This window comes from Enterobacter cloacae complex sp. ECL411 (assembly GCF_021869665.1).
Lineage (GTDB): Bacteria > Pseudomonadota > Gammaproteobacteria > Enterobacterales > Enterobacteriaceae > Enterobacter > Enterobacter intestinihominis.
Map to the genome: position 1 here is coordinate 3,544,497 of NZ_CP091486.1, position 24,543 is coordinate 3,569,039.

Genomic DNA, 24,543 nt, shown 5'->3' on the forward strand with positions numbered 1-24,543 from the left:
CCCTCCCGGTAATAACATGACGAAAATTATCGAACGCGGGATGATTTTTAACGCTGAGATGGTGCGCGCCATTCTCGACGGCCGGAAGACGCAGACGCGCCGGATAATGAAGGTGCAGCCGCAGCCATCGAAATCACGACCGGGAGATTTTTGGTTTTCATCGAAAAAATTAGAAAGCATGGTGCACGTTTCTGACCTCGTTCCAGGTAACTCACTTATTTCCGATTGCCATCTTTTCTTTCAAGAGCACTGCTGCCCTTACGGTGCTGTCGGCGATCGCATTTGGGTGCGGGAAACGTGGGCAGAGGCTGGAGCCAGCGCGCCGGATCTAAAACTTTATCGCGCGAATTACCCTGCGCATGTTCCAACTCATTACGAGAACGTGCCGCCGGCTGAGGATGTCCGCTGGACACCCAGCATCCACATGCCGCGCTGGGCGTCCCGCATTGTGCTGGAAATCACTGGGGTAAGGGTTGAGCGCCTGAATAGCATCAGCGAAACGGACGCAGAGGCAGAAGGCATCGATATGGAGGCACTTTTTGACTCCCAGGACTGTTACGACTGCATTGCAGGCCACAACATGACCGGAAGACCAACGGCAACGGGCGCATTTAAGTACCTGTGGGAATCCATCTACGGTTCTGACAGCTGGTATGCAAACCCATGGGTCTGGGTGATCGAGTTTAAGCGTATCGAAGGAGATGGCTATGCGACTGATTAACCGAGGTAACCAGCAGTCCCCGTTAGCGCGTCAGGCATGCGACATCGCTCTGGCAGCCCACCAGCAAAGATACGGCGACTATGGGCGCAGCAAGATGAAAGAGACGTACACGGTGAAGGTTGAAGGCGTGAAGGTCTGGGTTGAGGTGGTGAACCGCAAGGCGAGCTATGTGGCCACGGCAATGACAGGCATGCGCCGCTTGCGCGCCCTTCCCGGCCAGGCGTCCTGATAAAGAATTATCAAATGGCCCCGGTTGGGGCCATTGGAGAACGAAGATGAGCAAAGCAACGAATAAATTTGAGCTGATGAGCACCAAAGATATCTGCGGCCAGTTGTGTATTTCCCCGCGTACGCTCGAACGCTACAGGAAAAGAGCCCCAAACGAGAACCCTTTCCCTGAGCCGGATTGCGCCTATATGGGCGGCCCCAACAAATGGTTAAAAACCAAAGTCACCGCCTGGCAGATAAAAGAGATGTCCAGGGCTACCCGCAAGCCGATGTCTCACCTGAATTTAGTTAGGGATGAATTAGGAAAATTGCGTCGACCTGAGAACTTTTGAAACTTCAATAAACTGCTGGGCTGATTGATAAGCATAAAAAAACCGATTGAGTCAATCGGCTTTCAGCGGTTTCAAATTTTAAATATTTTGGATCCTGAACTCTTGGGCTTGACGGGTCCACTCTGCGACTTGTTGCTTGTCTTCAATCAACGCATGAGCTTTGTCGTTGCAATAGTCAATGACATAGAAGTGATGATCCTTATCTCTGTCAATAAAGTACGAATAGACGACGTAACTATCGCTTGTTGAAGCCCACTGCACTAGAAGCCCATCCTCATCTTCCCAGCAACAACCTTCCTGCCAGATATGAACATGATGTAGCTCTTCACCCCGAGCCTCGACCGGACGCTCCATGAGCTTGTCACGACCAATAGTTTCAATGTGGGCGGGATGAGCCAGTTGAATTTGAATGGCAGGAGCGGGAACGTCATCATAATTGATGCATTCCCGCTTATACTCTTCGAATTCTTGTATCGGAAGCTCAGTGATTGGAAACTGAGTAATAACTTCGGTTAGCGCTTGGGAGCGGCTTATTTTGAAGCCCATGCAGTACGCTTCTCTTCCATTTTGTCAGCCAGCATGGCAGAAGCTGCACTCAGACGCGCCTTATACTCAGCTGAGCGACGCACAGTCTGGCGCGGCTTGTCACTGGTTCTAACTTCGCGTTTTTGTGTCATACCCTTCCTCCATATCACTCTTTAGTGATGTAGAGTCAGTTTATAACCACAGTTATACGGGGTCAACATCATACTGTCTTATGTTGTCTTAAGTTGTCCTAAAATGTCCCTGTTTATTCATCCAGCCTGACGTGTCATGAACTCCAGGATATCGGGCTCAACGATGCTCATAAGTCGGGCCCACCACTTACTATATGCCACTCTCATTTCCTCAACATAGGTGTGCTTGTCGTACACCGACCACACACCAGGCAGTTTGTGCCCGAGCATTATCTCAGCGATATGCGGCTCGGTTAGCTCGGAGAAATTCGTTCGCGCAGTCCTGCGCAGATCATGAATAGTAAAATGTGGGACCTGCTCGTTATAAGCCTTAAGCATGAACTTAACCAGGTTGCTGCTGATGCTCATATGGAAGCCTTCGCTCATCGGCTTGTCTTCATATTTTGAAAAAACAAAGCGTCCTGGCGCCAGCTCAATTGCCCGTTTTATCAGCGGGAGCATTTCCGGGATGATAGGTCGAATTATCGGTTTCTTTGTCTTCCGCCCTGTCTTGTGGTTTTCCCATGGAACAGTCCAGATCCCTTCTTCAAAATCAAAATGTGCTACTTCAGCCTGCCGGAGTTCGCCGACCCTGCACGCCCATATTAGTGACAATTTATAGAGGATCTTGTTTCGCTCAATGAGGCGGGAATCCTCAATGGCTCGCCAGACAATAGCCAGTTCTTTGCGGTCCAGGGTTCGCTCACCCATTTGTTTCTGGATGCCGAAATCACGCCCAGACATTTCTGACAGCGGGTTAACTTCAAGCAGCTGCCGTTTCACTGCCCAGGAATAACACTGTCGGCCGTTGCTGATTACGCGCCGGGTGATCTCGCTGTACCCCTGGGCCAATCGGTCAAGGACAGTGAGCCAGTTGTGCAGCGTGAGCTGATGCGCAGGGTATTTCCCGAGCTTGGGGAAAACGTGCAGTTCGAATGTACGTAGAATCTGCCCTGCCGTTTCTTTCTGAACGCACACCATTGAATGCCATTCGCGAAACAGCTCTTCGAAGGTGTACTGACTGCTAATCTTGGCTTTGTCGAGGCTTTGCCTGATCCGTGGATTTTCGCCACGGGCAAGAATAGCAGCCCACTTAGCGACTTCATCGCGCGCGGCTTTTAATCCAAACTCCGGATAGCTGCCGATCGTCATCTTGTCCTGTTTGCCCAGGAAGCGGAATCGGTAGAAAAAAGTAACGGCCCCCTTTTTGGAGATGCGCACCCACAGACCATCCCGATCTGCCTTTTCTTCAACTTTGTCTCGTTCGCGCCCAAGGCACGACTTTAGATAACTATCTGAAATAGCCATGATTTATCCCTGCGTGTGTCCATCAGAACGGGAGGTAATGTGTCCATCATAGGATATGGACGCGCTGGTGGACACAAAAACCATGACTTATGATGTCGCAGGTTGACTGTACATGCAAACAGTATAATTTTTGGAAAGGCTGATTTGATGGGGATCTTGAGGCGTTTTTGTCGGAGGTTTGCGGAGGCTGGCGGGGTATCAATTATCGATGTGAGCAATGATCGAAAAGTTACGTATGTTCTTCATATAGTTAAATAATTATGCCTTACGAATTCCTGGAGGCCGCTGTTCTTAGCCTGACGTTTTTCAGTGCGAAAACGCAGCATTCTACACTACAACCTCGTCTGCTGGAAATGCACTTAGAGTCAGGTATAGCGCGAAGAGACGGCGTTTACTTTATTGCGATGTAAATAATAATAAAGCCCGGCAGATCACCGGGCCTCAGAAGAGAGCGTCTCAACACGAAGTTGGTCGGGTGCCAGTGCAACGCTGAGAATGACGGGCTGCCAGGCTTCCCGGGCGGTAAGCCTTGGGGAAACGCCTTTAGCAAGCCAGAACCCGCCCACACCGCCCAAGGCGGCACCGCACATGGCGGCCAAATCTGTGCCGAACAGCATCTGGAAAACCCCGCCCATCACAAACAGTCCGGCGAGCGGAGAGAGGTAAACCAGTATGGCGGAAGTGAGCAGGCTGCCTTCAGCGATGCCGAGCTCCACTTTTTGCCCTGCCACCAGCGGCTGATCGCTCGACACAGCAATAGTGTGCGACGTTTGCGGCCCCAGCTTATTCAATACGCGGCTGCCGCAACCGGCTCGCGAAGCGCAGCTGCTGCATGATGCTTTAACGTCACAGCTGACAAGCGCTACGCCATCCTGCCAGGATACGACCGTCGCCCACTCTTTAATCATTGCGCAGCCCTGAATTTAATGCTGTCTGAAATACGTTTTGCTGTTGGCGGCGGTAATTCACCAACAATGGTAATTTCCGCATTATCGCGTACCGTCGTGCTAACCGTCCGGCGACCGGTACGGAGCATCTGTTCGGAACTGTTCGCCGTAGCGCGATTGATATTCACCGAGAAGCTAAATAGCCCATCGGAATAGAGGCGCGACTCAACCGGTGTTTCGATAGTCGGCAGCTGGCGACGGCTGCTGGATACTTCGCTGAATCCTTGCGGGATCCAGGAAGGTACCCAGTTGAAATTGACAGAATCGCCGGCAGGTACGGAAAGCAAAGGCGGCAGGCTGGCTTTGGCCAGATTCTGCATACTGTTGCCAACCTGACCGTTCACGTCGAAGGAGATCACGCGGAACTGCTCCAGCGTTTCACCGTCGCGATCGAGCAGATCAACGCGCATCGGCAGCTTCGTCTCTGCGTCAATCCAGACGATATAGCTGTAACGTGTCCCATCCCGCGCGACTACGCGGATCACTTCGCACAACCTGTCGGCAATACGCGTTCGCCCCACCGAGATAAAATCATAGTAGGGGGCGAGACGTTTAAAATCGGTGTAAATGAGCGATGGCAGGGAATCAACGATGTAGTCACCATTGAGCGTAAACGGCTCAAGGCCTGGCTCGAAATAACTGATTTCGTTCCCACGCTGGACCACTTCCCGACGCGGGCCATCCATCTGTAAAAGCTGGGCGAGCGGCTGATTATCAAGGCGGGCGTGGCGATAGCGTAACGATTCGACACCCTGCTTATTGATGCTAATAAATGCCAACTCGTAATTGAGTGACTGGCTGGCCAGATTCATTTGCTGCAACAACGCCCCGGATGAAACATCAGCCGAGGCGTTAGCAGAGAAGAACAGGCTACCCGCCATCAAAGACATGGCGAACCAAAGTTGCTTCATTACTGCGATTGCGTTCCTAAAGTTTGGTTTCCTGGCACCTGCACAGCAGCCTGCTGGGTTTGGGCCTGCTCAAACTGAAGCTGCTCGGAGTGCAGACGACGCTGCAACTCGTAATCCTGCAACATCGCATTAATGCGACGACGCTGCTCCTGTACCTGCTGTTGCTGTCCGCCGCTTGCGGAGGCATCTGCCGGTACGCCCAGGCTAACCGGACTGGCTTTACCCATCATCGGCAGCGTATTGAACACTGGCGCTTCAGGCTGCTGACTGGCTTCAGACTGGGTATTATAGTGCTGGACCCCAACGATAACTGCAAGCGATACACACGCAGCGACTCCCATCTGGGTGAGCTGGCTGGCCCATGGACGCACCTTGTGCCAGAACGGCATTTTCTGCCATTGGTGAGGTGCAGGCTGCGCTTCAGGAATAAGCGGCGTGGTCTGATGAACAGGTTCGTTCTCAATGGCCGCCATAACGCGTGCTGAGATATCGAAATGGAGAACATCGCTGGTATCACCCCGCAGAGTGTCGCGGATAAGATGATAGTTCTCCCAGGTCTGTTGCATTTCGGGAGAATGAGACAACTCATCGAGCAGCTCACTATCCAGCATTTCACCATCCATTAAAGCGGAAAGTTTTTCTTTCTGCATGCCTAATACCTTTTCCAGTATCCCGCTATCGTCAACGCCTGATAAGCGGTTGAACTTTATTATCAATGGCTTCTCGCGCACGGAAAATTCGTGAACGAACCGTGCCGACCGGACAATCCATGATGGCGGCTATCTCTTCATAGCTTAGGCCATCCAGCTCCCGTAACGTAATTGCCATGCGTAAATCTTCCGGGAGCGACTCGATCGTGCGAAAAACGATTTGTCTCAGTTCTTCTGACAACATTAAGTTCTCAGGGTTCGAAATTTCTTTCAGCGCGCCGCCACTTTCGAAGTTTTCTGCATCGATAGCGTCAACATCACTTGAAGGCGGACGACGCCCCTGAGCAACCAAATAATTCTTAGCCGTATTGACTGCAATACGATACAGCCAGGTATAAAAAGCACTATCCCCCCGGAATGAATCCAGCGCGCGATAGGCCTTAATAAAAGACTCTTGTACCACATCAGGAACATCGCCTGACGGTACATAGCGGGAAACCAGACTCGCTACCTTATGCTGGTAGCGCACCACCAGTAGGTTAAAAGCTTTCTGATCTCCCTTCTGGACCCGTTCAACCAGGACCTGGTCCGTTAACTGCTCGCTCATCCGAGGTAATGTCTCCCCAAACCAAATTCCACGCGTTATCGAAACGCCACTCTAACAACATTGCACTTTGAGCAAGCACCGAATTAGAGCGTCTGTTCTTCAATAAGTTCCGTAACGCCTTTGTTTTTGTTCATCGCGCCGCAGACCGTTCATTTTCTCTCATTATAAGTCTGTTCACGATACGCACCCGCTTTCTGACAAGAATCATTAACTTTATCGTCAGAAGAGTAACGCAACACAGGCTTTATTTCACCACAAAATCTGAAGCTAACGATCTGCTTCGCAAAATAATTCCAGTCATTTAGCGATGATTTAACTTCCGGCCATCCGTTTAGTCATTGCAACACGCTTCAAAAAAAACGTGCGATAACTCGCATCACAATGCTATTCTGCCCAGACCATGTTTAGTAAATTAAACAAACATCATGAATACAACGCCTGAACTCCATTGTGATGTACTGATTATCGGCAGCGGTGCTGCTGGCCTCTCCCTCGCGCTGCGCCTGGCGGAACATCAGAACGTAATCGTGCTGAGTAAAGGGCCGATGAGCGAAAGTTCCACCTTCTATGCACAAGGCGGTATTGCCGCCGTGTTTGATGAAACGGACAGCATTGCCTCACACGTAGAAGACACTCTGATTGCCGGTGCCGGGATCGTGGATGAGCATGCCGCAGAGTTTGTCGCCAGCAATGCCCGCCACTGCGTGCAATGGCTTATCGACCAGGGCGTGCTGTTTGATACGCAGGTTCAGCCTAATGGTGAAGAGAGCTATCATCTGACCCGTGAAGGCGGGCACAGCCATCGCCGTATTCTGCACGCTGCTGATGCAACAGGAAAAGCGGTTGAAACCACATTGGTCAGCAAAGCCCTCAGCCATCCCAATATTCGGGTGCTGGAGCGCAGTAACGCCGTCGACCTGATTATTTCCGATAAAATTGGCCTGCCCGGCACGCGCCGTGTTGTCGGCGCATGGGTGTGGAATCGGAATAAAGAGAAGGTGGAAACCTGCCAGGCTAAAGCCGTTGTGCTGGCGACCGGCGGCGCCTCCAAGGTTTACCAGTACACGACTAACCCGGATATCGCCTCCGGAGACGGTATCGCTATGGCCTGGCGCGCAGGCTGCCGCGTAGCGAATATGGAGTTTAATCAGTTCCATCCTACCGCCCTGTTCCACCCGCAGGCACGTAACTTCCTGTTAACTGAAGCGTTGCGCGGCGAAGGCGCGTATCTCAAGCGACCGGACGGTTCCAGGTTTATGCCGGACTTCGACCCCCGAGGTGAACTTGCCCCGCGGGATATCGTGGCCCGCGCCATTGACCACGAGATGAAGCGGCTTGGCGTGGACTGTATGTATCTGGACATTAGCCATAAACCGGCAGACTTTATTCGCCAGCACTTCCCGATGATTTATGAAAAGCTGCTGAGTCTGGGTATCGATTTAACCCGCGATCCGGTGCCGATTGTGCCTGCCGCCCACTATACCTGTGGCGGGGTGATGGTTGACGATCATGGTCGTACCGACGTGGATGGTTTGTATGCGATCGGCGAGGTCAGTTACACCGGCCTGCATGGTGCGAATCGCATGGCATCAAACTCATTGCTGGAGTGTCTTGTGTATGGGTGGTCGGCTGCGGAAGATATAACCAAACGCATGCCCTATGCACGTCCAACAACGCACCTGCCAGCATGGGATGAAAGTCGGGTAGAGAACCCGGACGAACTGGTTGTTATCCAGCATAACTGGCACGAGCTGCGGCTTCTCATGTGGGATTATGTCGGGATTGTACGCACAACGAAGCGTCTGGAACGCGCGTTACGCCGCATCATGATGTTGCAGCAGGAAATTGATGAATATTACGCCAACTTCCGCGTTTCCAATAATCTGCTGGAGCTGCGCAACCTTGTGCAGGTTGCCGAGCTGATTGTACGCTGTGCGATGATGCGCAAAGAGAGTCGTGGCCTGCATTATACGCTGGACTATCCCGACCCGCTGGAAACGTCCGGCCCGTCGGTGTTGACGCCGCAGGTTCACATAAACAGATAAAAGGCCTGGGTCAGGGCAGTGTAATCTTCGGAATAACGCTGGTCTGGCCCGCGAATAACCATCCTGTCGGTAAAGCACTCCCCCTCTTTCGGCGAGAGCGCCAGCAACACACGGTGCGGTAAGCGACCTTCCGTATCCGAAATATCGGTACGAAGACGCAAACTCCAGCCGATATCCCGAGCGATCTCAATGAAGGTGTTACCCGTGCTTTCGGGCAAGACCACGCAGAAAAATCCCTCTTCCGAGATGAGTTCCGCCGCGCTGGTCAGTAGCGCCTTGTGATCGAGCGAGCCGGTGTAACGTGCCTGCTCGCGTTCCGGCGTTCCACACTCCACACCTGGCGTGAAATACGGCGGATTGCTGACGATCAAATCGTAACGCGCAGTCTGCTCCGGTGCCCAGGTCAGGACATCGGCGCATTCCACCCTGATCCGTTCTGCCCACGGAGAATCGGCAGCGTTTTCGCTTGCCTGCTGGGCCGCCTGAGGATCAAGCTCAACGGCGTCGATCGTGACGTGTTCTTCGGTACGCTGCGCCAGCATCAGCGCCTGAAGTCCGCTGCCCGTACCAATATCCAGAATGCGTTTTACACCTGCGACAGGGGCCCATGCACCCAGTAAAATACCGTCTGTACCGACTTTCATTGCGCAACGATCGTGCGCCACAAAAAATTGTTTAAACGTAAAACCATCGCGGCGCAACTGCGCTTTGAGTTGAGACATGTCAGGGCAACCTTCTGTGTGAAACTGGAGTAGCATAGGGGAAAGCGAAGTGGTCGAAAAGCGATATCCATACAAACAGATGAAGATTACAGCCGTAACGTCTATAATCAGCGCCCCACACAGAGGTAGAACATGACTGTAACGACTTTTTCCGAACTTGAACTCGATGAAAGCCTGCTCAATGCTCTTGAGAGTAAAGGCTTTACACGCCCGACCGCCATTCAGGCCGCGGCCATTCCGCCTGCGCTTGAGGGCCGCGATGTGCTCGGTTCTGCGCCAACCGGCACGGGGAAGACAGCAGCCTACTTGCTGCCTGTGTTGCAGCATTTGCTCGATTTTCCGCGTAAAAAATCAGGGCCGCCGCGCATTTTGATCCTGACCCCGACCCGTGAACTGGCGATGCAGGTTGCCGAACACGCGCGTGAGCTGGCGGCGAACACCCATCTGGATATCGCGACCATCACCGGCGGCGTAGCGTATATGAACCACGCCGAAGTGTTCAGCGAAAACCAGGATATCGTTGTCGCGACGACAGGCCGTCTGCTGCAATACATAAAAGAAGAGAACTTCGACTGCCGGGCGGTGGAAACGCTGATTCTCGATGAAGCTGACCGCATGCTGGACATGGGCTTTGCCCAGGATATCGAACACATCGCGGGTGAAACGCGCTGGCGTAACCAGACAATGCTGTTCTCGGCAACCCTTGAAGGGGATGCCATTAAAGATTTCGCCGAACGTCTGCTGGAAGATCCGGTGGAAGTGTCCGCTACGCCATCGACGCGTGAGCGTAAGAAGATCCACCAGTGGTACTACCGCGCAGATAACCTTGAGCATAAGGTTGAGTTGCTGAAACATCTGCTGAAGCAGGAAGAAGCAACCCGTACCATCGTCTTCGTACGTAAACGCGAGCGCGTGCATGAGCTGGCAGAAATGCTGCGCAACGCTGGCATCAACAACTGCTATCTCGAAGGTGAAATGGCACAGGTTAAGCGTACCGAAGGGATTAAGCGCCTGACCGATGGTCGCGTGAATGTGCTGGTTGCAACCGACGTTGCCGCGCGCGGGATCGACATCCCGGACGTGAGCCATGTGATCAACTTTGATATGCCGCGCAGCGGTGATACTTACCTGCACCGTATTGGTCGTACCGGCCGTGCGGGCCGCAAAGGGATTGCTATTTCTCTGGTAGAAGCGCACGACCATCTGCTGCTCCAAAAAATTGGCCGCTACGTTGATGAGCCGCTAAAAGCTCGTGTGATTGACGAACTTCGTCCGACGACACGTGCACCGAGTGAAAAAATGACGGGTAAACCGTCCAAGAAAGCGCTCGCGAAACGTGCTGAGAGAAAAGAGAAAGAAAAAGAGAAGCCGCGCGTGAAGCAGCGCCACCGCGATACCAAAAATATTGGTAAGCGCCGTAAGCCAAGTTCTGCTGCGCCAGAGACAAAAACTGAAGAGTAAAAAAAAGCCGGGACATTCCCGGCTTTTTTATTCCACCCCCGAAGCTGAAACCTTACAGGCTTTCAGTAAAGGTACGGGCGATAACGTCGCGCTGCTGTTCCGGAGTCAGAGAGTTGAAACGCACCGCATAGCCAGACACACGGATGGTCAGCTGCGGGTATTTTTCTGGGTTCTCAACAGCATCCATCAGCGTTTCACGACGCAGGACGTTAACGTTCAGGTGCTGACCACCTTCCACGCGCACTTCTGGTTGCACTTGCATTGGAATTTCACGGTATTCAATTTCGCCCAGTTTGCTCACCGGAACGATTTCGTCTTCCGCAAAACCTGCTTTCGCTACTACACAGCGCGCTTCATTTTTCTCGCTGTCCAGCAGCCAGAAAGAGTTCAGCAGATCGTCATTTGCAGCTTTAGTAATCTGGATACCTGTAATCATGTGTTGCCTCCCTTAGGCTACATTAACTGATGCTGGCCTTTTGCGGCCAATTGGTAAAACCATTGTTTGTTGTGTGTATATATAACATTCAGACCCGGGTGATTTATTGATTTAAATCAACAAAATCACTAACCACATAAAGAGTGTGGTCTGAATTTTTTGTTTTAGATCAATTTTAATGATTTACCAATTCAACTTACCCTGCCTGGTTTTCAACATAAATTGAGACACTTAGCCGCTTTTCCGCGGGTAATTTTGCTCACCAGGCATTAGCAGGTAAGCTAGGCAGAGAATGAAATTCGCAGGAGAGCGAGATGACAACACCTTTAACCTGGCATGACGTGCTGGCAGAAGAGAAGCAGCAGCCCTATTTTATTAATACCCTCAGTACCGTTGCGGCTGAACGGCAGGCCGGCCAGATAATTTATCCACCGCAGAAAGATGTATTTAACGCCTTTCGCTACACCGAACTGAGCGACGTGAAGGTGGTTATACTGGGGCAGGATCCGTACCATGGTCCCGGGCAGGCTCACGGACTGGCATTTTCCGTGCGTCCGGGCGTGGCCATTCCCCCTTCTCTGCTGAATATGTATAAAGAGCTGGAAGGAACGATTCCGGGTTTCACCCGCCCTAATCACGGTTATCTGGAAAGCTGGGCGCGCCAGGGCGTGCTGTTGCTGAATACCGTATTAACCGTCCGGGCGGGTCAGGCACACTCCCACGCCAGTCTGGGATGGGAAACCTTTACCGATAAGGTTATCAGCCTGATCAATGAGCATCGTGAAGGCGTCGTGTTTTTACTCTGGGGTTCACATGCCCAAAAGAAAGGGGCGATTATCGATCGTCAGCGCCATCACGTACTGAAAGCACCGCACCCGTCGCCGCTGTCTGCGCATCGCGGTTTCTTTGGCAGTAACCATTTTGTTCTGACGAATGAGTGGCTGGAAAAGCGTGGCGAAAAGCCGATTGACTGGATGCCTGTGTTACCGGCAGAGAGTGAGTAGGGTTTGAATGTGCCGGGTCAGGCCCGGCACATATAAGGCTTATGCCTTGTTCTGACGCCACCATTCGGCCAGCAGCACGCCGGTCGCAACGGATACGTTCAGGCTTTCAACGTTGCCAGTGCCGTCGATAGAAACGCTCATGTCAGCGCTGGAGAGTGCCGCATCAGACAGACCATCGCGCTCCTGACCTAACACCAGCACCATTTTGCGCGGCAACGTCGCTTTAAACAGCGGCGTAGCGGCGCGGCTTGAGGTGGTGACAATGGTGTAGCCCGCGTTACGGAATTGCTCAAGGGCCTCCAGCACGCTGTCGCCGGTGATCGGCTGAACATGCTCAGCACCGCCTTCCGCGGTACGGATTGCCGCACCGGATTCCAGCAGCGCGGCATCCTGCAACAGAACGCCTTTCACGCCAAAGTGCGCGCAGCTACGCATCATAGCGCCCAGGTTATGCGGGTTACCCACATCTTCCAGCGCCAGCACACAGTCATCGGCATCCGCCTGGCTGACCCACTGCTGCACGGTGGTGCCGTTACGTTTTTTGATCAGGAAGCAGACGCCGCCGTGGTGTTCAGTCCCGGACGCTTTTGTCAGCTCGGCATCGTCAACCACGTGGTAGGCTTTACGGTTCGCCGCCATCCAGCGCAGCGCTTCTTTAAAGCGCGGGGTCACGCTCTGGATAAACCATGCGCGAACGATACACTCCGGGCGGCTCTGGAACAGGGCCTGACAGGCGTTCTCACCGTAGACACGGGTTTCTTCCGCACGCTGACGACGCAGCACTTCCGGATCGATAAAGCTTTTTCCGCTGATACCGCCGTGATCGGCTTTTTCGGTCGCCTCTTCACCGGGCGCGCGCGAAACGGTACGCCATGGCGATCCACCGTCGCGGACAAAATCATCGCGTTTGCGATCGTCACGCTTACGGTCATCACGTTTGCGGTCATCGCCGCGGTTATTTCTGTCATCGCGGGCGGGGCGACGGCCACCGTCTGCACGAGAAGACGCCGGACGCCCGCCACCTTTTCCGGTACGCGGATTTTGGGTGCGTTTATCAGAGTCATCATCACTGCGGACATACATCACTTTGACCTTGCCGCTTTTGTTTTTCATTTCGTCGTTCATGCTTTTCTCCACCAGCGCTGCGCGAAGCGCGCAGATTACCCGATGTGCAAGCTCATAGCCATAATTTCGTACAAAAGCCTGTGACTATTGTTCCCATTGAATAAAACGCGTTGTCGATTTATACAGGCTCACTGATAATATGTAACATATCAGAAACATTATCGGCGTTCTGCCGTTGTTCCACGGCTCTATCAGAGGTTAGTTATGAATACCGTATGTGCCAACTGTCAGGCTTTAAACCGCATTCCGGACGATCGGATGGATGACGGTGCGAAATGCGGGCGTTGTGGCCACGAATTATTTGATGGCGATGTCATTAACGCGACGGGTGCTACGCTGGACAAACTCCTCAAGGACGATCTGCCGGTTGTGGTCGATTTCTGGGCACCGTGGTGCGGCCCCTGCCGTAACTTTGCGCCCATCTTCGAAGACGTGGCTGAAGAGCGCAGCGGGAAAATGCGTTTTGTTAAAGTGAATACCGAAGCGGAACGTGAACTCAGCGCCCGTTTTCGCATTCGCAGCATTCCAACCATTATGATTTTCAAAAATGGGGAAGTGATCGACATGCTCAATGGTGCAGTACCGAAGGCGCCTTTCGACAGCTGGTTAAACGAATCCCTGTAACATTCACGGGGCACATCTTGTGCCCCGTTCTCTCCTCTGCGAAAATGGGTTTTTTCCTGCCTTTTCGCCCATGACTGATAACGCTGTACTTCAATTACGCGCCGAGCGCCTTGCGCGCGCAACCCGCCCTTTTCTGGCCCGAGGCAATCGTATTCGCCGCTGCCAGCGCTGCCTTTTACCGCTGAAAGTGTGTCTGTGCGAAACGCTTGCACCGAGCGAGGCGAAAAGCCGCTTTTGTCTGGTCATGTTCGATACCGAACCGATGAAGCCCAGCAACACGGGGCGTTTGATCGCCGATATTCTGCCCAATACCGCAGCGTTTCAGTGGTCGCGCACTGAGCCACCTCAGGCTCTGCTTGACCTGGTGGCAAACCCGGACTATCAGCCCATGGTCGTTTTCCCGGCATCATATGCAGGCGAACAACGCCAGGTGCTTACGGCGCCACCATCCGGTAAGCCGCCGCTGTTTATTATGCTCGACGGCACCTGGACCGAAGCAAGAAAGATGTTTCGCAAAAGCCCTTATCTTGATGCGCTGCCGGTGATTTCCGTCGATCTGTCGCGGGTTTCGGCCTATCGCTTACGAGAAGCGCATGCCGAGGGTCAATATTGCACCGCTGAAGTCGCCATTGCGCTACTGGATCTGGCGGGCGATACCCAGGCGGCCAGCGCATTAAGCGCCCACTTCTCCTGCTTCCGCGAACGTTATCTGGCAGGAAAAACCGTTCATAAGGGTAGCGTCACAGCAACAGAGACAGAAAGCGTTTAAAATCATCAGGTCGCTTGCATTCACAGGAGGCCTGCATGAGCCAGAGAGGGTTAGAAGCGCTACTCCGTCCGAAATCCATTGCCGTTATTGGCGCCTCGATGAAACCGGACCGCGCAGGGTATCTGATGATGCGTAACCTGCTGGCTGGCGGGTTTAACGGCCCGGTCATGCCCGTTACGCCCGCTTATAAAGCGGTACAGGGGGTGCTGGCGTGGCCGGACGTGCAAAGTTTACCGTTTGTTCCCGACCTCGCCGTGCTCTGTACGCATGCGAAACGAAACCTCGAATTGCTTGAGTCGCTCGGTCAGAAAGGCTGTAAAACCTGCATTATTCTTTCCTCGCCTCCTGAACAGCAGCCCGAACTGCTGGCCTGCGCCAGCCGCTACCAGATGCGCATTCTTGGTCCAAATAGCCTCGGTCTGCTTGCGCCCTGGCAAGGGCTGAATGCCAGTTTTTCCCCGGTTCCGATCCGTAAAGGCAAACTGGCCTTTATTTCACAGTCGGCAGCGGTATCCAATACCATCCTCGACTGGGCGCAGCAGCGTGAGATGGGCTTTTCCTATTTCATCGCCCTCGGCGACAGCCTGGACATTGACGTCGATGAGCTGCTGGATTTCCTGGCGCGTGACAGCAAAACCAGCGCTATCCTGCTCTACCTTGAACACCTGAGTGACGCCCGTCGTTTTGTGTCGGCATCGCGTAGCGCATCGCGTAATAAACCGATTCTGGTCATCAAAAGCGGGCGCAGCCCCGCGGCTCAGCGCCTGCTGCAATCCCATTCCGGGATGGATCCCGCATGGGATGCAGCGATCCAGCGCGCCGGTTTACTGCGGGTACAGGATACGCACGAGCTTTTTTCCGCCGTCGAAACGTTGAGCCACATGCGTCCCCTGCGCGGTGAAAAGCTGATGATTGTCAGCAACGGAGCCGCTCCCGCCGCCCTGGCGCTGGACGAGCTCTGGCTACGCAACGGCAAGCTGGCCACGCTGGGTGAAGAGACGCTCCAGCGCCTGCGGGACGCGTTACCGGGAAGCGTTGTTCCCGATAATCCCCTCGATTTGCGCGATGATGCCAGCAGCGATCGTTACATTAAGGCGATCACGATTTTGCTGGATAGCCAGGACTTTGATGCGCTGATGATTATCCATTCGCCCAGCGCGGTTGCGCCAGGCAGCGAAAGTGCACGAACGCTGATTGAGGCTGTCCGAAACCATCCGCGCGGCAAATACGTCCCCCTGCTGACCAACTGGTGCGGCGAGTTCTCCTCGCAGGAAGCGCGACGTCTGTTTAGTGAAGCCGGGTTGCCAACCTACCGTACGCCAGAGGGCACCATAACCGCGTTTATGCATATGGTTGAGTACCGCCGCAACCAGAAGCAGCTGCGTGAAACGCCTGCCCTACCGGGCAACCTCACAGCAAATTCGGTGGACGTACACAGTTTATTGCAACAGGCCATCGAAGAGGGCGCCACTTCGCTTGATACGCATGAAGTGCAACCCATTCTTGGCAGCTATGGGATGCAAACACTGCCGACCTGGATTGCCGGTGACAGCGCTGAGGCGGTACATATCGCTGAGCAGATTGGCTATCCGGTCGCGCTGAAGCTGCGCTCCCCCGATATTCCGCACAAATCGGATGTTCAGGGCGTCATGCTGTATCTGCGCACCGCGACAGAAGTACAACAGGCCGCGGATGCCATTATCGATCGCGTTAAAATGACGTGGCCACAGGCCCGGATCCACGGCCTGCTGGTGCAGAGCATGGCTAACCGAGCAGGTGCGCAGGAGCTGCGCGTGGTCGTCGAACACGATCCGGTTTTTGGTCCACTCATTATGCTGGGTGAAGGCGGCGTTGAATGGCGGCCAGAAGAACAAGCGGCTGTCGCGCTTCCACCTCTAAACATGAACCTGGCGCGTTATTTGGTTATTCAGGCCATCAAAAGTAAAAAAATCCGCGGCAGAAGCGCTCTGAGGCCGCTTGATATCGCCGGGTTAAGCCAGTTTCTGGTGAAGGTCTCCAACCTCATTGTTGACTGTGCGGAGATCCAGCGCCTGGACATCCACCCGCTCCTCGCTTCCGGAAATGAATTCACTGCCCTCGACGTGACGCTGGAAATTGCGCCATTTGTCGGTGACCGGGAAAGCCGTCTCGCCATTCGTCCTTATCCTCTCCATCTGGAAGAGTGGGTGGAGATGAAAAATGGAGAGCGGGCACTGTTTCGCCCTATCCTGCCGGAAGACGAGCCGCTGCTGCGAGCGTTCATCTCGCAGGTGACGAAAGAAGATTTGTACTATCGCTATTTCAGCGAAATTAATGAATTTACCCACGACGATTTAGCCAATATGACCCAGATCGACTACGATCGAGAAATGGCGATTGTGGCGGTCCGCCGTTCCGCAGAGGGAGAAGAGATCCTCGGCGTGACGCGTGCCATTTCCGACCCGGATAACGTGGATGCGGAGTTTGCCGTACTGGTGCGTTCCGATCTTAAAGGTTTGGGTTTGGGCAGACGGCTGCTCGAAAAACTCATTGGTTATACGCGCGATCACGGATTGTCACGGCTCAATGGCATTACTATGCCAAATAATCGGGGTATGGTGACCCTGGCGCGGAAGCTCGGTTTTGACGTTGATATCCAGCTGGATGAAGGCATTGTCTCTTTGTCCCTCAGCCTGACTTCGACGGATAAACAAGAGTAAGCTGCTGGAAATGTTACCCACTTTTCCCGGCACTGGGGTATCATTGTCCGCTTATGTTGTTTGCCTGGTACAGACAACCCTTCAATGAACAGAGAAGAAACGCACTGTGATGTTGTCAAAATTTAAGCGTAATAAACATCAACAACACCTTGCTCAACTACCGAAGATTTCTCAGTCAGTTGATGATGTAGAGTTCTTTTATGCTCCCGCTCATTTCCGGGAGACGCTTCTTGAAAAGATTGCCAGCGCTACGCGACGTATTTGCATTGTGGCGCTCTATCTTGAACAAGATGAAGGTGGGCGTGCGATCCTGAACGCGCTCTATGAAGCGAAACGTCAGCGTCCGGAACTGGATGTTCGCGTGCTGGTTGACTGGCACCGTGCTCAGCGTGGCCGTATTGGTGCGGCTGCCTCGAACACTAACGCTGACTGGTATTGCCGCACGGCCCAGGAGAACCCGGGGATCGATATTCCGGTGTATGGTGTGCCCGTGAATACCCGTGAAGCGCTTGGCGTTCTTCATTTCAAAGGATTTATCATCGATGACAGCGTCCTTTACAGCGGCGCCAGCCTGAATGATGTGTATCTCCATCAGCTCGATAAATACCGTTACGATCGCTACCATCTTATCCGTAATCCGCAGATGACCGACATCATGTTCAACTGGGTTGATAAAAACCTGGTTCATGGCCGGGGTGTGCACCGTCTTGACGATCCTCATCGCCCGAAAAGTCCGGAAATCAAAAACGACGTTCGCTCCTTCCGCCAGGAGCTGCGCGATGCGATTTATCGTTTCCAGGGTGATGCCAATAATGAAGAACTGTCCGTTACGCCTCTGGTAGGCCTGGGTAAATCCAGCCTCCTGAACAAGACTATCTTCCATTTGATGCCGTGCGCGGAGCATAAGCTCACCATCTGCACCCCTTACTTCAACCTTCCCGCCGTTCTGGTGCGTAATATCATTCAGCTGCTGCGTGATGGTAAAAAGGTGGAAATCATTGTCGGGGATAAAACGGCAAACGACTTTTTCATTCCGGAAGATCAGCCTTTCAAGATCATCGGCGCACTGCCTTATCTCTATGAGATTAACCTGCGCCGCTTTCTGAGCCGTTTACAGTACTATGTGAACACGGACCAGCTCGTCGTGCGCCTCTGGAAAGATGAAGATAACAGTTATCATCTCAAAGGAATGTGGGTTGATGACGAGTGGATGCTGCTGACCGGTAATAACCTGAACCCACGCGCCTGGCGTCTGGATTTGGAAAACGCCATTCTTATTCACGATCCTCAGCATGCGTTAGCCGCGAAACGCGATCGTGAGCTGGAGCTTATACGCACGCATACCACAGTGGTTCGTCATTATCGCGATCTGCAAAGCATCGCTGATTACCCGGTGAAAGTTCGCAAGCTGATTCGCCGTCTACGTCGGATCCGTATCGATCGCCTCATCAGCCGCATTCTGTAATACACGAGCCCTGTCATCGACGGGGCTTTTTTATGGAGCCTGTTAATGCGTACGCCTTGCCTGATAATCCCTCTTTTGCTGACAGGTTGCAGCCATATGGCTAATGATAACTGGTCGGGTCAGGATAAAGCTCAGCACTTTCTGGCGTCTGCAATGATGTCCGCTGCGGGTAATGAGTATGCGCTGCACCAGGGTTATAGCAGGGATCGAAGTGCCACAATAGGCCTGATGTTCTCCATCAGCCTGGGGGCATCAAAAGAACTTTGGGATAGCCGCCCCTCGGGAAGTGGCTGGAGCTGGAAAGATTTTGCCTGGGACGTAGCCGGGGCAACAACCGGCTACGCCGTCTGGCAGATGGCGCATTATTAAAGGCGGATACCTTTTCCTTTGCGATGCAGCATCAGCGAGACAATAAACGCCAGCGCCCCCATAACGGTGACATACCAGAAAAAGGTCGTTTCACTGCCCCATGACTTAAGGGATAACGCGACATACTCTGCCGAACCGCCGAACAGGGCGTTTGCAACCGCATAAGAGAGGCCTACGCCCAGCGCCCTCACCTGTGCGGGAAACATTTCCGCTTTCAAAATGCCACTGATTGCCGTGTAAAAACTGATAATAATGAGCGCCACCATGATTAAAGCGAAAGCGGCATACGGAGAGGTTGTATGCTGTAGCGCCGTCAAAAGCGGAACGGTACCCAGGGTGAGCATGCCGCCAAAGATCAGCATGGAGGTACGGCGACCAATTTTGTCCGACAGCGCGCCGACAATCGGCTGGATGAGCATAAAGACGAGTAACGCCACCGTCATGACGACACTCGCAACGTTTGCATGCATGCCCGTGGTGTTAACCAGATATTTTTGCATGTAGGTGGTGAAGGTATAGAAACTTAGCGAGCCCGCGGCGGTAAAACCTAATACCATCAAAAATGCTTTGCGGTTTCGCCAGAGCCCCTTCATCGAGCCCGCCTCTTTCAGCGCCCTGACCTCCTGTTGAGAGGTTTCATCAAGCTGACGGCGTAGCCACAGGGCGACAACCGCCAGGGCAGCGCCCATAGCAAACGGGATGCGCCAGCCCCAGGCGCGCAAATCTTCATCGCTAAGGATTTGTTGCAGGATCACCACAACCAGTAACGCCAGTAGCTGTCCGCCAATGAGGGTTACATACTGGAATGATGCATAGAAACCTTTGCGCCCTTCAACCGCCACTTCGCTCATGTATGTCGCACTGGTGCCATATTCGCCACCGACGGATAGCCCCTGGAACAGACGTGCCAGCAACAACAACGCCGGTGCCCATGTTCCGATAGTCTCATAACCGGGCAGGCAGGCAATCACCAGCGAGCCGACGCACATCATGCATACGGAGATGAGCATGGAGGTCTTGCGCCCTTTCCTGTCCGCGATCCTGCCGAATAGCCATCCACCGATAGGGCGCATCAGGAACCCGGCGGCAAAAACGCCTGCGGTTTGCAAAAGCTGAGTTGTGGTGTTCCCTGACGGGAAAAAGATATGCGCAAAGTAGAGTGAACAAAATGAATAGACGTAAAAGTCAAACCACTCTACAAGGTTTCCTGATGAGGCCCCAACGATTGCCCAAACCCGACGGCGAGTATCCTTACCTGCCAAATTGGTGTTATCCGTATCTGCACTGGCTACGGTTTCTGTCATTTTAATATCCCCTGTCTCACATTGCGGGCCTTTGCCCACAAACAGTAAAACCGGATTTAAAACGAATCGTTAGGTAAATAAAATGTTTCCAATATGTTTCATTGCGTTTTGTGAACTCGATCAGCTATCTAATTATTAGCGGACGCAGTAATTATCCCCAGGACTGCTGGTGGGCCTTTTTTCGCTGCAAGTAATCTTCGTCTGCACGAATTTTATCCCACCACTTTTTGAAGACTGCGGCTGCTTCTGCTTTCACTGGATCGTGATCGAGGGGTTTGACTTGTCGTTCCGCATCATACTTTTTACCGCCCTTATGATTCGCGTATCGCCGGGCGCGGGTATAGCCCATTTGTATGAATTTACGCGCCATATCCATGCCTACAAAATCGTTTTTACTGCGGTACTCTTCAAAGAGAGCGTATATCTCTTGTGCCGAACGCGCTGCGACTTCAGAATTTTTAAAACGCCAGTGTGGAAGGATTTCGCTTTTATAAGGCTCGACCATCAATACGCCCTGCTCACCCCGGCCAACCTGATACCGTTCGGGATGTTCGCGAAAATTTATATTTTCAAAATCTTGTTGGTAATCAAAAGGACGAGTCAAAGCGGCACCATTGTTAAAATCGTTTTAACAATTGTAGGCCGGATAAGGGGAAGCCGCCATCCGGCATGTTTTTCCGTGCACAAAGCAAAAAACCCCGCACCTTCCGGTACGGGGTTCTTTCTGATTGATGCCTGGCAGTTCCCTACTCTCACATGGGGAGACCCCACACTACCATCGGCGCTACGGCGTTTCACTTCTGAGTTCGGCATGGGGTCAGGTGGGACCACCGCGCTAAAGCCGCCAGGCAAATTCTGTTAATCTGTATCAGGCTGAAAATCGTGTCTGTCTCTTCGCCAAAACAGCTTCGGCGTTGTAAGGTTAAGCCTCACGGTTCATTAGTATCGGTTAGCTCAACGCATCGCTGCGCTTACACACCCGACCTATCAACGTCGTCGTCTTCAACGTTCCTTCAGGAGACTTAAAGTCTCAGGGAGAACTCATCTCGGGGCAAGTTTCGTGCTTAGATGCTTTCAGCACTTATCTCTTCCGCATTTAGCTACCGGGCAGTGCCATTGGCATGACAACCCGAACACCAGTGATGCGTCCACTCCGGTCCTCTCGTACTAGGAGCAGCCCCCCTCAATTCTCCAGCGCCCACGGCAGATAGGGACCGAACTGTCTCACGACGTTCTAAACCCAGCTCGCGTACCACTTTAAATGGCGAACAGCCATACCCTTGGGACCTACTTCAGCCCCAGGATGTGATGAGCCGACATCGAGGTGCCAAACACCGCCGTCGATATGAACTCTTGGGCGGTATCAGCCTGTTATCCCCGGAGTACCTTTTATCCGTTGAGCGATGGCCCTTCCATTCAGAACCACCGGATCACTATGACCTGCTTTCGCACCTGCTCGCGCCGTCACGCTCGCAGTCAAGCTGGCTTATGCCATTGCACTAACCTCCTGATGTCCGACCAGGATTAGCCAACCTTCGTGCTCCTCCGTTACTCTTTGGGAGGAGACCGCCCCAGTCAAACTACCCACCAGACACTGTCCGCAACCCGGATTACGGGTCTACGTTAGAACACCAGCCATTAAAGGGTGGTATTTCAAGGTTGGCTCCACGCAGACTGGCGTCCACGCTTCAAAGCCTCCCACCTATCCTACACATCAAGGACCAGTGTTCAGTGTCAAGCTATAGTAAAGGTTCACGGGGTCTTTCCGTCTTGCCGCGGGTACACTGCATCTTCACAGCGAGTTCAATTTCACTGAGTCTCGGGTGGAGACAGCCTGGCCATCATTACGCCATTCGTGCAGGTCGGAACTTACCCGACAAGGAATTTCGCTACCTTAGGACCGTTATAGTTACGGCCGCCGTTTACCGGGGCTTCGATCAAGAGCTTCGCGTTGCCGCTAACCCCATCAATTAACCTTCCGGCACCGGGCAGGCGTCACACCGTATACGTCCACTTTCGTGTTTGCACAGTGCTGTGTTTTTAATAAACAGTTGCAGCCAGCTGGTATCTTCGACTGATTTCAGCTCCGCCCGCAGGGGCTTCACCTACATATCAGCGTGCCTTCTCCCGAAGTTACGGCACCATTTTGCCTAGTTCCTTCACCCGAGTTCTCTCAAGCGCCTTGGTATTCTCTACCTGACCACCTGTGTCGGTTTGGGGTACGATTTCGTGTTACCTGATGCTTAGAGGCTTTTCCTGGAAGCAGGGCATTTATCACTTCAGCACCGTAGTGCCTCGTCATCACACCTCAGCGTTAATAAGGTACCGGATTTACCTGGAACCTCCGCCTACATGCTTAAACCGGGACAACCGTCGCCCGGCTGACATAGCCTTCTCCGTCCCCCCTTCGCAGTAACACCAAGTACAGGAATATTAACCTGTTTCCCATCGACTACGCCTTTCGGCCTCGCCTTAGGGGTCGACTCACCCTGCCCCGATTAACGTTGGACAGGAACCCTTGGTCTTCCGGCGAGCGGGCTTTTCACCCGCTTTATCGTTACTTATGTCAGCATTCGCACTTCTGATACCTCCAGCACCCCTCACAGGACACCTTCAACGGCTTACAGAACGCTCCCCTACCCAACAACGCCTAAGCGTCGCTGCCGCAGCTTCGGTGCATGGTTTAGCCCCGTTACATCTTCCGCGCAGGCCGACTCGACCAGTGAGCTATTACGCTTTCTTTAAATGATGGCTGCTTCTAAGCCAACATCCTGGCTGTCTGTGCCTTCCCACATCGTTTCCCACTTAACCATGACTTTGGGACCTTAGCTGGCGGTCTGGGTTGTTTCCCTCTTCACGACGGACGTTAGCACCCGCCGTGTGTCTCCCGTGATAACATTCTTCGGTATTCGTAGTTTGCATCGGGTTGGTAAGCCGGGATGGCCCCCTAGCCGAAACAGTGCTCTACCCCCGAAGATGAGTTCACGAGGCGCTACCTAAATAGCTTTCGGGGAGAACCAGCTATCTCCCGGTTTGATTGGCCTTTCACCCCCAGCCACAGGTCATCCGCTAATTTTTCAACATTAGTCGGTTCGGTCCTCCAGTTAGTGTTACCCAACCTTCAACCTGCCCATGGCTAGATCACCGGGTTTCGGGTCTATACCCTGCAACTTAACGCCCAGTTAAGACTCGGTTTCCCTTCGGCTCCCCTATACGGTTAACCTTGCTACAGAATATAAGTCGCTGACCCATTATACAAAAGGTACGCAGTCACCCCATAAAGAGGCTCCCACTGCTTGTACGTACACGGTTTCAGGTTCTTTTTCACTCCCCTCGCCGGGGTTCTTTTCGCCTTTCCCTCACGGTACTGGTTCACTATCGGTCAGTCAGGAGTATTTAGCCTTGGAGGATGGTCCCCCCATATTCAGACAGGATACCACGTGTCCCGCCCTACTCTTCGAGTTCACAGCAAGTGTGCTTTCGTGTACGGGACTATCACCCTGTACCGTCGGACTTTCCAGACCGTTCCACTAACACACAAGCTGATTCAGACTCCGGGCTGCTCCCCGTTCGCTCGCCGCTACTGGGGGAATCTCGGTTGATTTCTTTTCCTCGGGGTACTTAGATGTTTCAGTTCCCCCGGTTCGCCTCGTTAACCTATGTATTCAGTTAACGATAGTGCAACGAATTGCACTGGGTTTCCCCATTCGGACATCGCCGGGTCAAAGGTTCATATCACCTCGCCGGCGCTTTTCGCAGATTAGCACGTCCTTCATCGCCTCTGACTGCCAGGGCATCCACCGTGTACGCTTAGTCGCTTAACCTCACAACCCGAAGATGTTTCACTTCCGATTGCGAAAATTTGAGAGACTTGAACACACCATTAAAGATGTGTCGTTTCAATTTTCAGCTTGATCCAGATTTTTAAAGAGCAAATATCTCAAACATGACTCGCAAGTCAGTTTTGAGATATGACGGCAGGTGACTTTCACTCACGAACCAGCAAGTGGCGTCCCCTAGGGGATTCGAACCCCTGTTACCGCCGTGAAAGGGCGGTGTCCTGGGCCTCTAGACGAAGGGGACGTACAGTCTCAATCGCA

23 protein-coding genes, 1 tRNA gene and 2 rRNA genes are annotated in these 24,543 nt (G+C 53.1%); 11 read left to right on the forward strand and 15 right to left on the reverse strand.

Annotated elements, in window-relative coordinates:
* The first annotated feature begins 16 nt into the window (after positions 1-16).
* Genes L3069_RS16890 through xis form a run of 3 tightly spaced genes read left to right on the forward strand, consistent with a single transcriptional unit; the run spans position 17 to position 1,281 of the window.
* Positions 17-721 (forward strand): hypothetical protein, encoded by a 705-nt coding sequence (locus L3069_RS16890; RefSeq protein WP_039270068.1) that lies wholly within the window; start codon positions 17-19, stop codon positions 719-721.
* The gene (locus L3069_RS16895; protein ID WP_017692869.1) at positions 708-950 is read left to right on the forward strand and encodes a DUF4060 family protein; all 243 of its coding nucleotides are present in this window, start codon (positions 708-710) and stop codon (positions 948-950) included. Before L3069_RS16890 ends, L3069_RS16895 begins: the two co-directional genes overlap by 14 nt.
* A 46-nt stretch (positions 951-996) precedes the next feature.
* The gene (gene xis / locus L3069_RS16900; RefSeq protein ID WP_039270066.1) at positions 997-1,281 is read left to right on the forward strand and encodes an excisionase Xis; all 285 of its coding nucleotides are present in this window, start codon (positions 997-999) and stop codon (positions 1,279-1,281) included.
* Positions 1,282-1,359: 78 nt separating this feature from the next.
* Here xis and L3069_RS16905 read toward each other — a convergent pair whose 3' ends face one another.
* From L3069_RS16905 to rpoE, 7 genes are all read right to left on the reverse strand, one after another.
* The gene (locus tag L3069_RS16905; RefSeq protein ID WP_039270064.1) at positions 1,360-1,827 is read right to left on the reverse strand and encodes a type II toxin-antitoxin system YafO family toxin; all 468 of its coding nucleotides are present in this window, start codon (positions 1,825-1,827) and stop codon (positions 1,360-1,362) included.
* Complete coding sequence (locus tag L3069_RS16910) at positions 1,812-1,958, reverse strand: hypothetical protein (protein ID WP_169804636.1); 147 nt, start codon at positions 1,956-1,958, stop codon at positions 1,812-1,814. The genes L3069_RS16905 and L3069_RS16910 overlap by 16 nt, the downstream gene beginning before the upstream one ends.
* Positions 1,959-2,075: 117 nt before the next feature.
* Positions 2,076-3,305 carry a site-specific integrase gene (locus tag L3069_RS16915; RefSeq protein ID WP_039270062.1) on the reverse strand — a complete coding sequence of 410 codons (1,230 nt, stop codon included), beginning with the start codon at positions 3,303-3,305 and terminating at the stop codon, positions 2,076-2,078.
* Positions 3,306-3,736: 431 nt separating this feature from the next.
* Positions 3,737-4,213: a SoxR-reducing system protein RseC gene (gene rseC / locus L3069_RS16920; protein WP_022649042.1), complete on the reverse strand. Its 477-nt coding sequence runs from the start codon at positions 4,211-4,213 to the stop codon at positions 3,737-3,739.
* Positions 4,210-5,163, reverse strand: a complete 954-nt coding sequence (rseB, locus tag L3069_RS16925) for a sigma-E factor regulatory protein RseB (RefSeq protein ID WP_022649043.1) — start codon at positions 5,161-5,163, stop codon at positions 4,210-4,212. Before rseB ends, rseC begins: the two co-directional genes overlap by 4 nt.
* Entirely contained in the window at positions 5,163-5,813 is a 651-nt protein-coding gene (rseA, locus tag L3069_RS16930; protein WP_022649044.1) for an anti-sigma-E factor RseA, read from the reverse strand. Before rseA ends, rseB begins: the two co-directional genes overlap by 1 nt.
* A 31-nt stretch (positions 5,814-5,844) precedes the next feature.
* A complete protein-coding gene (gene rpoE, locus L3069_RS16935) occupies positions 5,845-6,420 on the reverse strand; it encodes an RNA polymerase sigma factor RpoE (RefSeq protein WP_006176728.1) in 576 nt (191 codons plus the stop codon).
* 425 nt (positions 6,421-6,845) lie between these two features.
* Between rpoE and nadB the strand changes: the two genes are divergently transcribed.
* On the forward strand, positions 6,846-8,465 hold the full coding sequence (nadB, locus tag L3069_RS16940) for an L-aspartate oxidase (protein ID WP_038416526.1): 1,620 nt from the start codon (positions 6,846-6,848) through the stop codon (positions 8,463-8,465).
* Here the strand turns inward: nadB and L3069_RS16945 are convergent.
* Complete coding sequence (locus L3069_RS16945) at positions 8,450-9,187, reverse strand: tRNA1(Val) (adenine(37)-N6)-methyltransferase (protein ID WP_023306727.1); 738 nt, start codon at positions 9,185-9,187, stop codon at positions 8,450-8,452. The two genes, nadB and L3069_RS16945, sit on opposite strands and share 16 nt — an antisense overlap.
* 132 nt (positions 9,188-9,319) lie before the next feature.
* On the opposite strand from L3069_RS16945, the gene srmB reads away from it, so the two are divergent.
* Positions 9,320-10,648 carry an ATP-dependent RNA helicase SrmB gene (gene srmB, locus L3069_RS16950; RefSeq protein WP_022649047.1) on the forward strand — a complete coding sequence of 443 codons (1,329 nt, stop codon included), beginning with the start codon at positions 9,320-9,322 and terminating at the stop codon, positions 10,646-10,648.
* 52 nt (positions 10,649-10,700) lie between these two features.
* Here srmB and grcA read toward each other — a convergent pair whose 3' ends face one another.
* Positions 10,701-11,084: an autonomous glycyl radical cofactor GrcA gene (gene grcA, locus L3069_RS16955; protein ID WP_022649048.1), complete on the reverse strand. Its 384-nt coding sequence runs from the start codon at positions 11,082-11,084 to the stop codon at positions 10,701-10,703.
* Positions 11,085-11,398: 314 nt separating this feature from the next.
* On the opposite strand from grcA, the gene ung reads away from it, so the two are divergent.
* The gene (gene ung / locus L3069_RS16960; RefSeq protein ID WP_038416527.1) at positions 11,399-12,088 is read left to right on the forward strand and encodes a uracil-DNA glycosylase; all 690 of its coding nucleotides are present in this window, start codon (positions 11,399-11,401) and stop codon (positions 12,086-12,088) included.
* Between the two features lie 39 nt (positions 12,089-12,127).
* On the opposite strand, the gene L3069_RS16965 is transcribed toward ung, so the two are convergent.
* Positions 12,128-13,213, reverse strand: a complete 1,086-nt coding sequence (locus L3069_RS16965) for a tRNA/rRNA methyltransferase (protein ID WP_023300740.1) — start codon at positions 13,211-13,213, stop codon at positions 12,128-12,130.
* 204 nt (positions 13,214-13,417) lie between these two features.
* Here L3069_RS16965 and trxC point away from each other — a divergent pair, with 204 nt between their 5' ends.
* The 5 genes from trxC (at position 13,418) to L3069_RS16995 (ending at position 19,139) form a co-directional block, all read left to right on the forward strand.
* On the forward strand, positions 13,418-13,837 hold the full coding sequence (trxC, locus tag L3069_RS16970; RefSeq protein ID WP_003860733.1) for a thioredoxin TrxC: 420 nt from the start codon (positions 13,418-13,420) through the stop codon (positions 13,835-13,837).
* Between the two features lie 70 nt (positions 13,838-13,907).
* Positions 13,908-14,606 carry a tRNA-uridine aminocarboxypropyltransferase gene (gene tapT, locus L3069_RS16975; RefSeq protein WP_038416528.1) on the forward strand — a complete coding sequence of 233 codons (699 nt, stop codon included), beginning with the start codon at positions 13,908-13,910 and terminating at the stop codon, positions 14,604-14,606.
* Positions 14,607-14,641: 35 nt separating this feature from the next.
* Entirely contained in the window at positions 14,642-17,305 is a 2,664-nt protein-coding gene (gene pat / locus L3069_RS16980) for a protein lysine acetyltransferase (RefSeq protein ID WP_038416529.1), read from the forward strand.
* A gap of 109 nt (positions 17,306-17,414) precedes the next feature.
* On the forward strand, positions 17,415-18,770 hold the full coding sequence (gene pssA, locus L3069_RS16990; RefSeq protein ID WP_038416530.1) for a CDP-diacylglycerol--serine O-phosphatidyltransferase: 1,356 nt from the start codon (positions 17,415-17,417) through the stop codon (positions 18,768-18,770).
* 45 nt (positions 18,771-18,815) lie between these two features.
* Entirely contained in the window at positions 18,816-19,139 is a 324-nt protein-coding gene (locus L3069_RS16995; protein ID WP_022649053.1) for a YfiM family lipoprotein, read from the forward strand.
* Here the strand turns inward: L3069_RS16995 and L3069_RS17000 are convergent.
* The 5 genes from L3069_RS17000 to L3069_RS17020 all read right to left on the reverse strand — a co-directional run bounded on the left by L3069_RS17000 (position 19,136) and on the right by L3069_RS17020 (position 24,526).
* A complete protein-coding gene (locus L3069_RS17000; RefSeq protein WP_038416531.1) occupies positions 19,136-20,443 on the reverse strand; it encodes an MFS transporter in 1,308 nt (435 codons plus the stop codon). The two genes, L3069_RS16995 and L3069_RS17000, sit on opposite strands and share 4 nt — an antisense overlap.
* Before the next feature lie 151 nt (positions 20,444-20,594).
* Positions 20,595-21,047 (reverse strand): DUF4385 domain-containing protein, encoded by a 453-nt coding sequence (locus L3069_RS17005; protein WP_038416532.1) that lies wholly within the window; start codon positions 21,045-21,047, stop codon positions 20,595-20,597.
* 129 nt (positions 21,048-21,176) lie between these two features.
* Positions 21,177-21,292: ribosomal RNA gene (gene rrf, locus L3069_RS17010) — 5S ribosomal RNA — on the reverse strand.
* A 69-nt stretch (positions 21,293-21,361) separates the two neighbouring features.
* Positions 21,362-24,267, reverse strand: a 23S ribosomal RNA gene (locus tag L3069_RS17015).
* Positions 24,268-24,450: 183 nt separating this feature from the next.
* Positions 24,451-24,526 (reverse strand) — tRNA-Glu (locus L3069_RS17020).
* Positions 24,527-24,543 lie beyond the last annotated feature (17 nt).

What these genes read in the sequence shown, in the direction of transcription:
- rseA (WP_022649044.1), bottom strand. Translation starts at nt 5,813, where the DNA reads ATGCAGAAAGAAAAACTTTCCGCTTTAATGGATGGTGAAATGCTGGAT.
- pat (WP_038416529.1), top strand. Translation starts at nt 14,642, where the DNA reads ATGAGCCAGAGAGGGTTAGAAGCGCTACTCCGTCCGAAATCCATTGCC.
- L3069_RS16965 (WP_023300740.1), bottom strand. Translation starts at nt 13,213, where the DNA reads ATGAACGACGAAATGAAAAACAAAAGCGGCAAGGTCAAAGTGATGTAT.
- L3069_RS16915 (WP_039270062.1), bottom strand. Translation starts at nt 3,305, where the DNA reads ATGGCTATTTCAGATAGTTATCTAAAGTCGTGCCTTGGGCGCGAACGA.
- nadB (WP_038416526.1), top strand. Translation starts at nt 6,846, where the DNA reads ATGAATACAACGCCTGAACTCCATTGTGATGTACTGATTATCGGCAGC.
- L3069_RS16895 (WP_017692869.1), top strand. Translation starts at nt 708, where the DNA reads ATGCGACTGATTAACCGAGGTAACCAGCAGTCCCCGTTAGCGCGTCAG.
- rpoE (WP_006176728.1), bottom strand. Translation starts at nt 6,420, where the DNA reads ATGAGCGAGCAGTTAACGGACCAGGTCCTGGTTGAACGGGTCCAGAAG.
- ung (WP_038416527.1), top strand. Translation starts at nt 11,399, where the DNA reads ATGACAACACCTTTAACCTGGCATGACGTGCTGGCAGAAGAGAAGCAG.
- pssA (WP_038416530.1), top strand. Translation starts at nt 17,415, where the DNA reads ATGTTGTCAAAATTTAAGCGTAATAAACATCAACAACACCTTGCTCAA.
- L3069_RS16910 (WP_169804636.1), bottom strand. Translation starts at nt 1,958, where the DNA reads ATGACACAAAAACGCGAAGTTAGAACCAGTGACAAGCCGCGCCAGACT.
- L3069_RS16905 (WP_039270064.1), bottom strand. Translation starts at nt 1,827, where the DNA reads ATGGGCTTCAAAATAAGCCGCTCCCAAGCGCTAACCGAAGTTATTACT.
- srmB (WP_022649047.1), top strand. Translation starts at nt 9,320, where the DNA reads ATGACTGTAACGACTTTTTCCGAACTTGAACTCGATGAAAGCCTGCTC.
- trxC (WP_003860733.1), top strand. Translation starts at nt 13,418, where the DNA reads ATGAATACCGTATGTGCCAACTGTCAGGCTTTAAACCGCATTCCGGAC.
- L3069_RS16995 (WP_022649053.1), top strand. Translation starts at nt 18,816, where the DNA reads ATGCGTACGCCTTGCCTGATAATCCCTCTTTTGCTGACAGGTTGCAGC.
- tapT (WP_038416528.1), top strand. Translation starts at nt 13,908, where the DNA reads ATGACTGATAACGCTGTACTTCAATTACGCGCCGAGCGCCTTGCGCGC.
- L3069_RS16890 (WP_039270068.1), top strand. Translation starts at nt 17, where the DNA reads ATGACGAAAATTATCGAACGCGGGATGATTTTTAACGCTGAGATGGTG.
- grcA (WP_022649048.1), bottom strand. Translation starts at nt 11,084, where the DNA reads ATGATTACAGGTATCCAGATTACTAAAGCTGCAAATGACGATCTGCTG.
- rseC (WP_022649042.1), bottom strand. Translation starts at nt 4,213, where the DNA reads ATGATTAAAGAGTGGGCGACGGTCGTATCCTGGCAGGATGGCGTAGCG.
- L3069_RS17000 (WP_038416531.1), bottom strand. Translation starts at nt 20,443, where the DNA reads ATGACAGAAACCGTAGCCAGTGCAGATACGGATAACACCAATTTGGCA.
- xis (WP_039270066.1), top strand. Translation starts at nt 997, where the DNA reads ATGAGCAAAGCAACGAATAAATTTGAGCTGATGAGCACCAAAGATATC.
- L3069_RS16945 (WP_023306727.1), bottom strand. Translation starts at nt 9,187, where the DNA reads ATGTCTCAACTCAAAGCGCAGTTGCGCCGCGATGGTTTTACGTTTAAA.
- rseB (WP_022649043.1), bottom strand. Translation starts at nt 5,163, where the DNA reads ATGAAGCAACTTTGGTTCGCCATGTCTTTGATGGCGGGTAGCCTGTTC.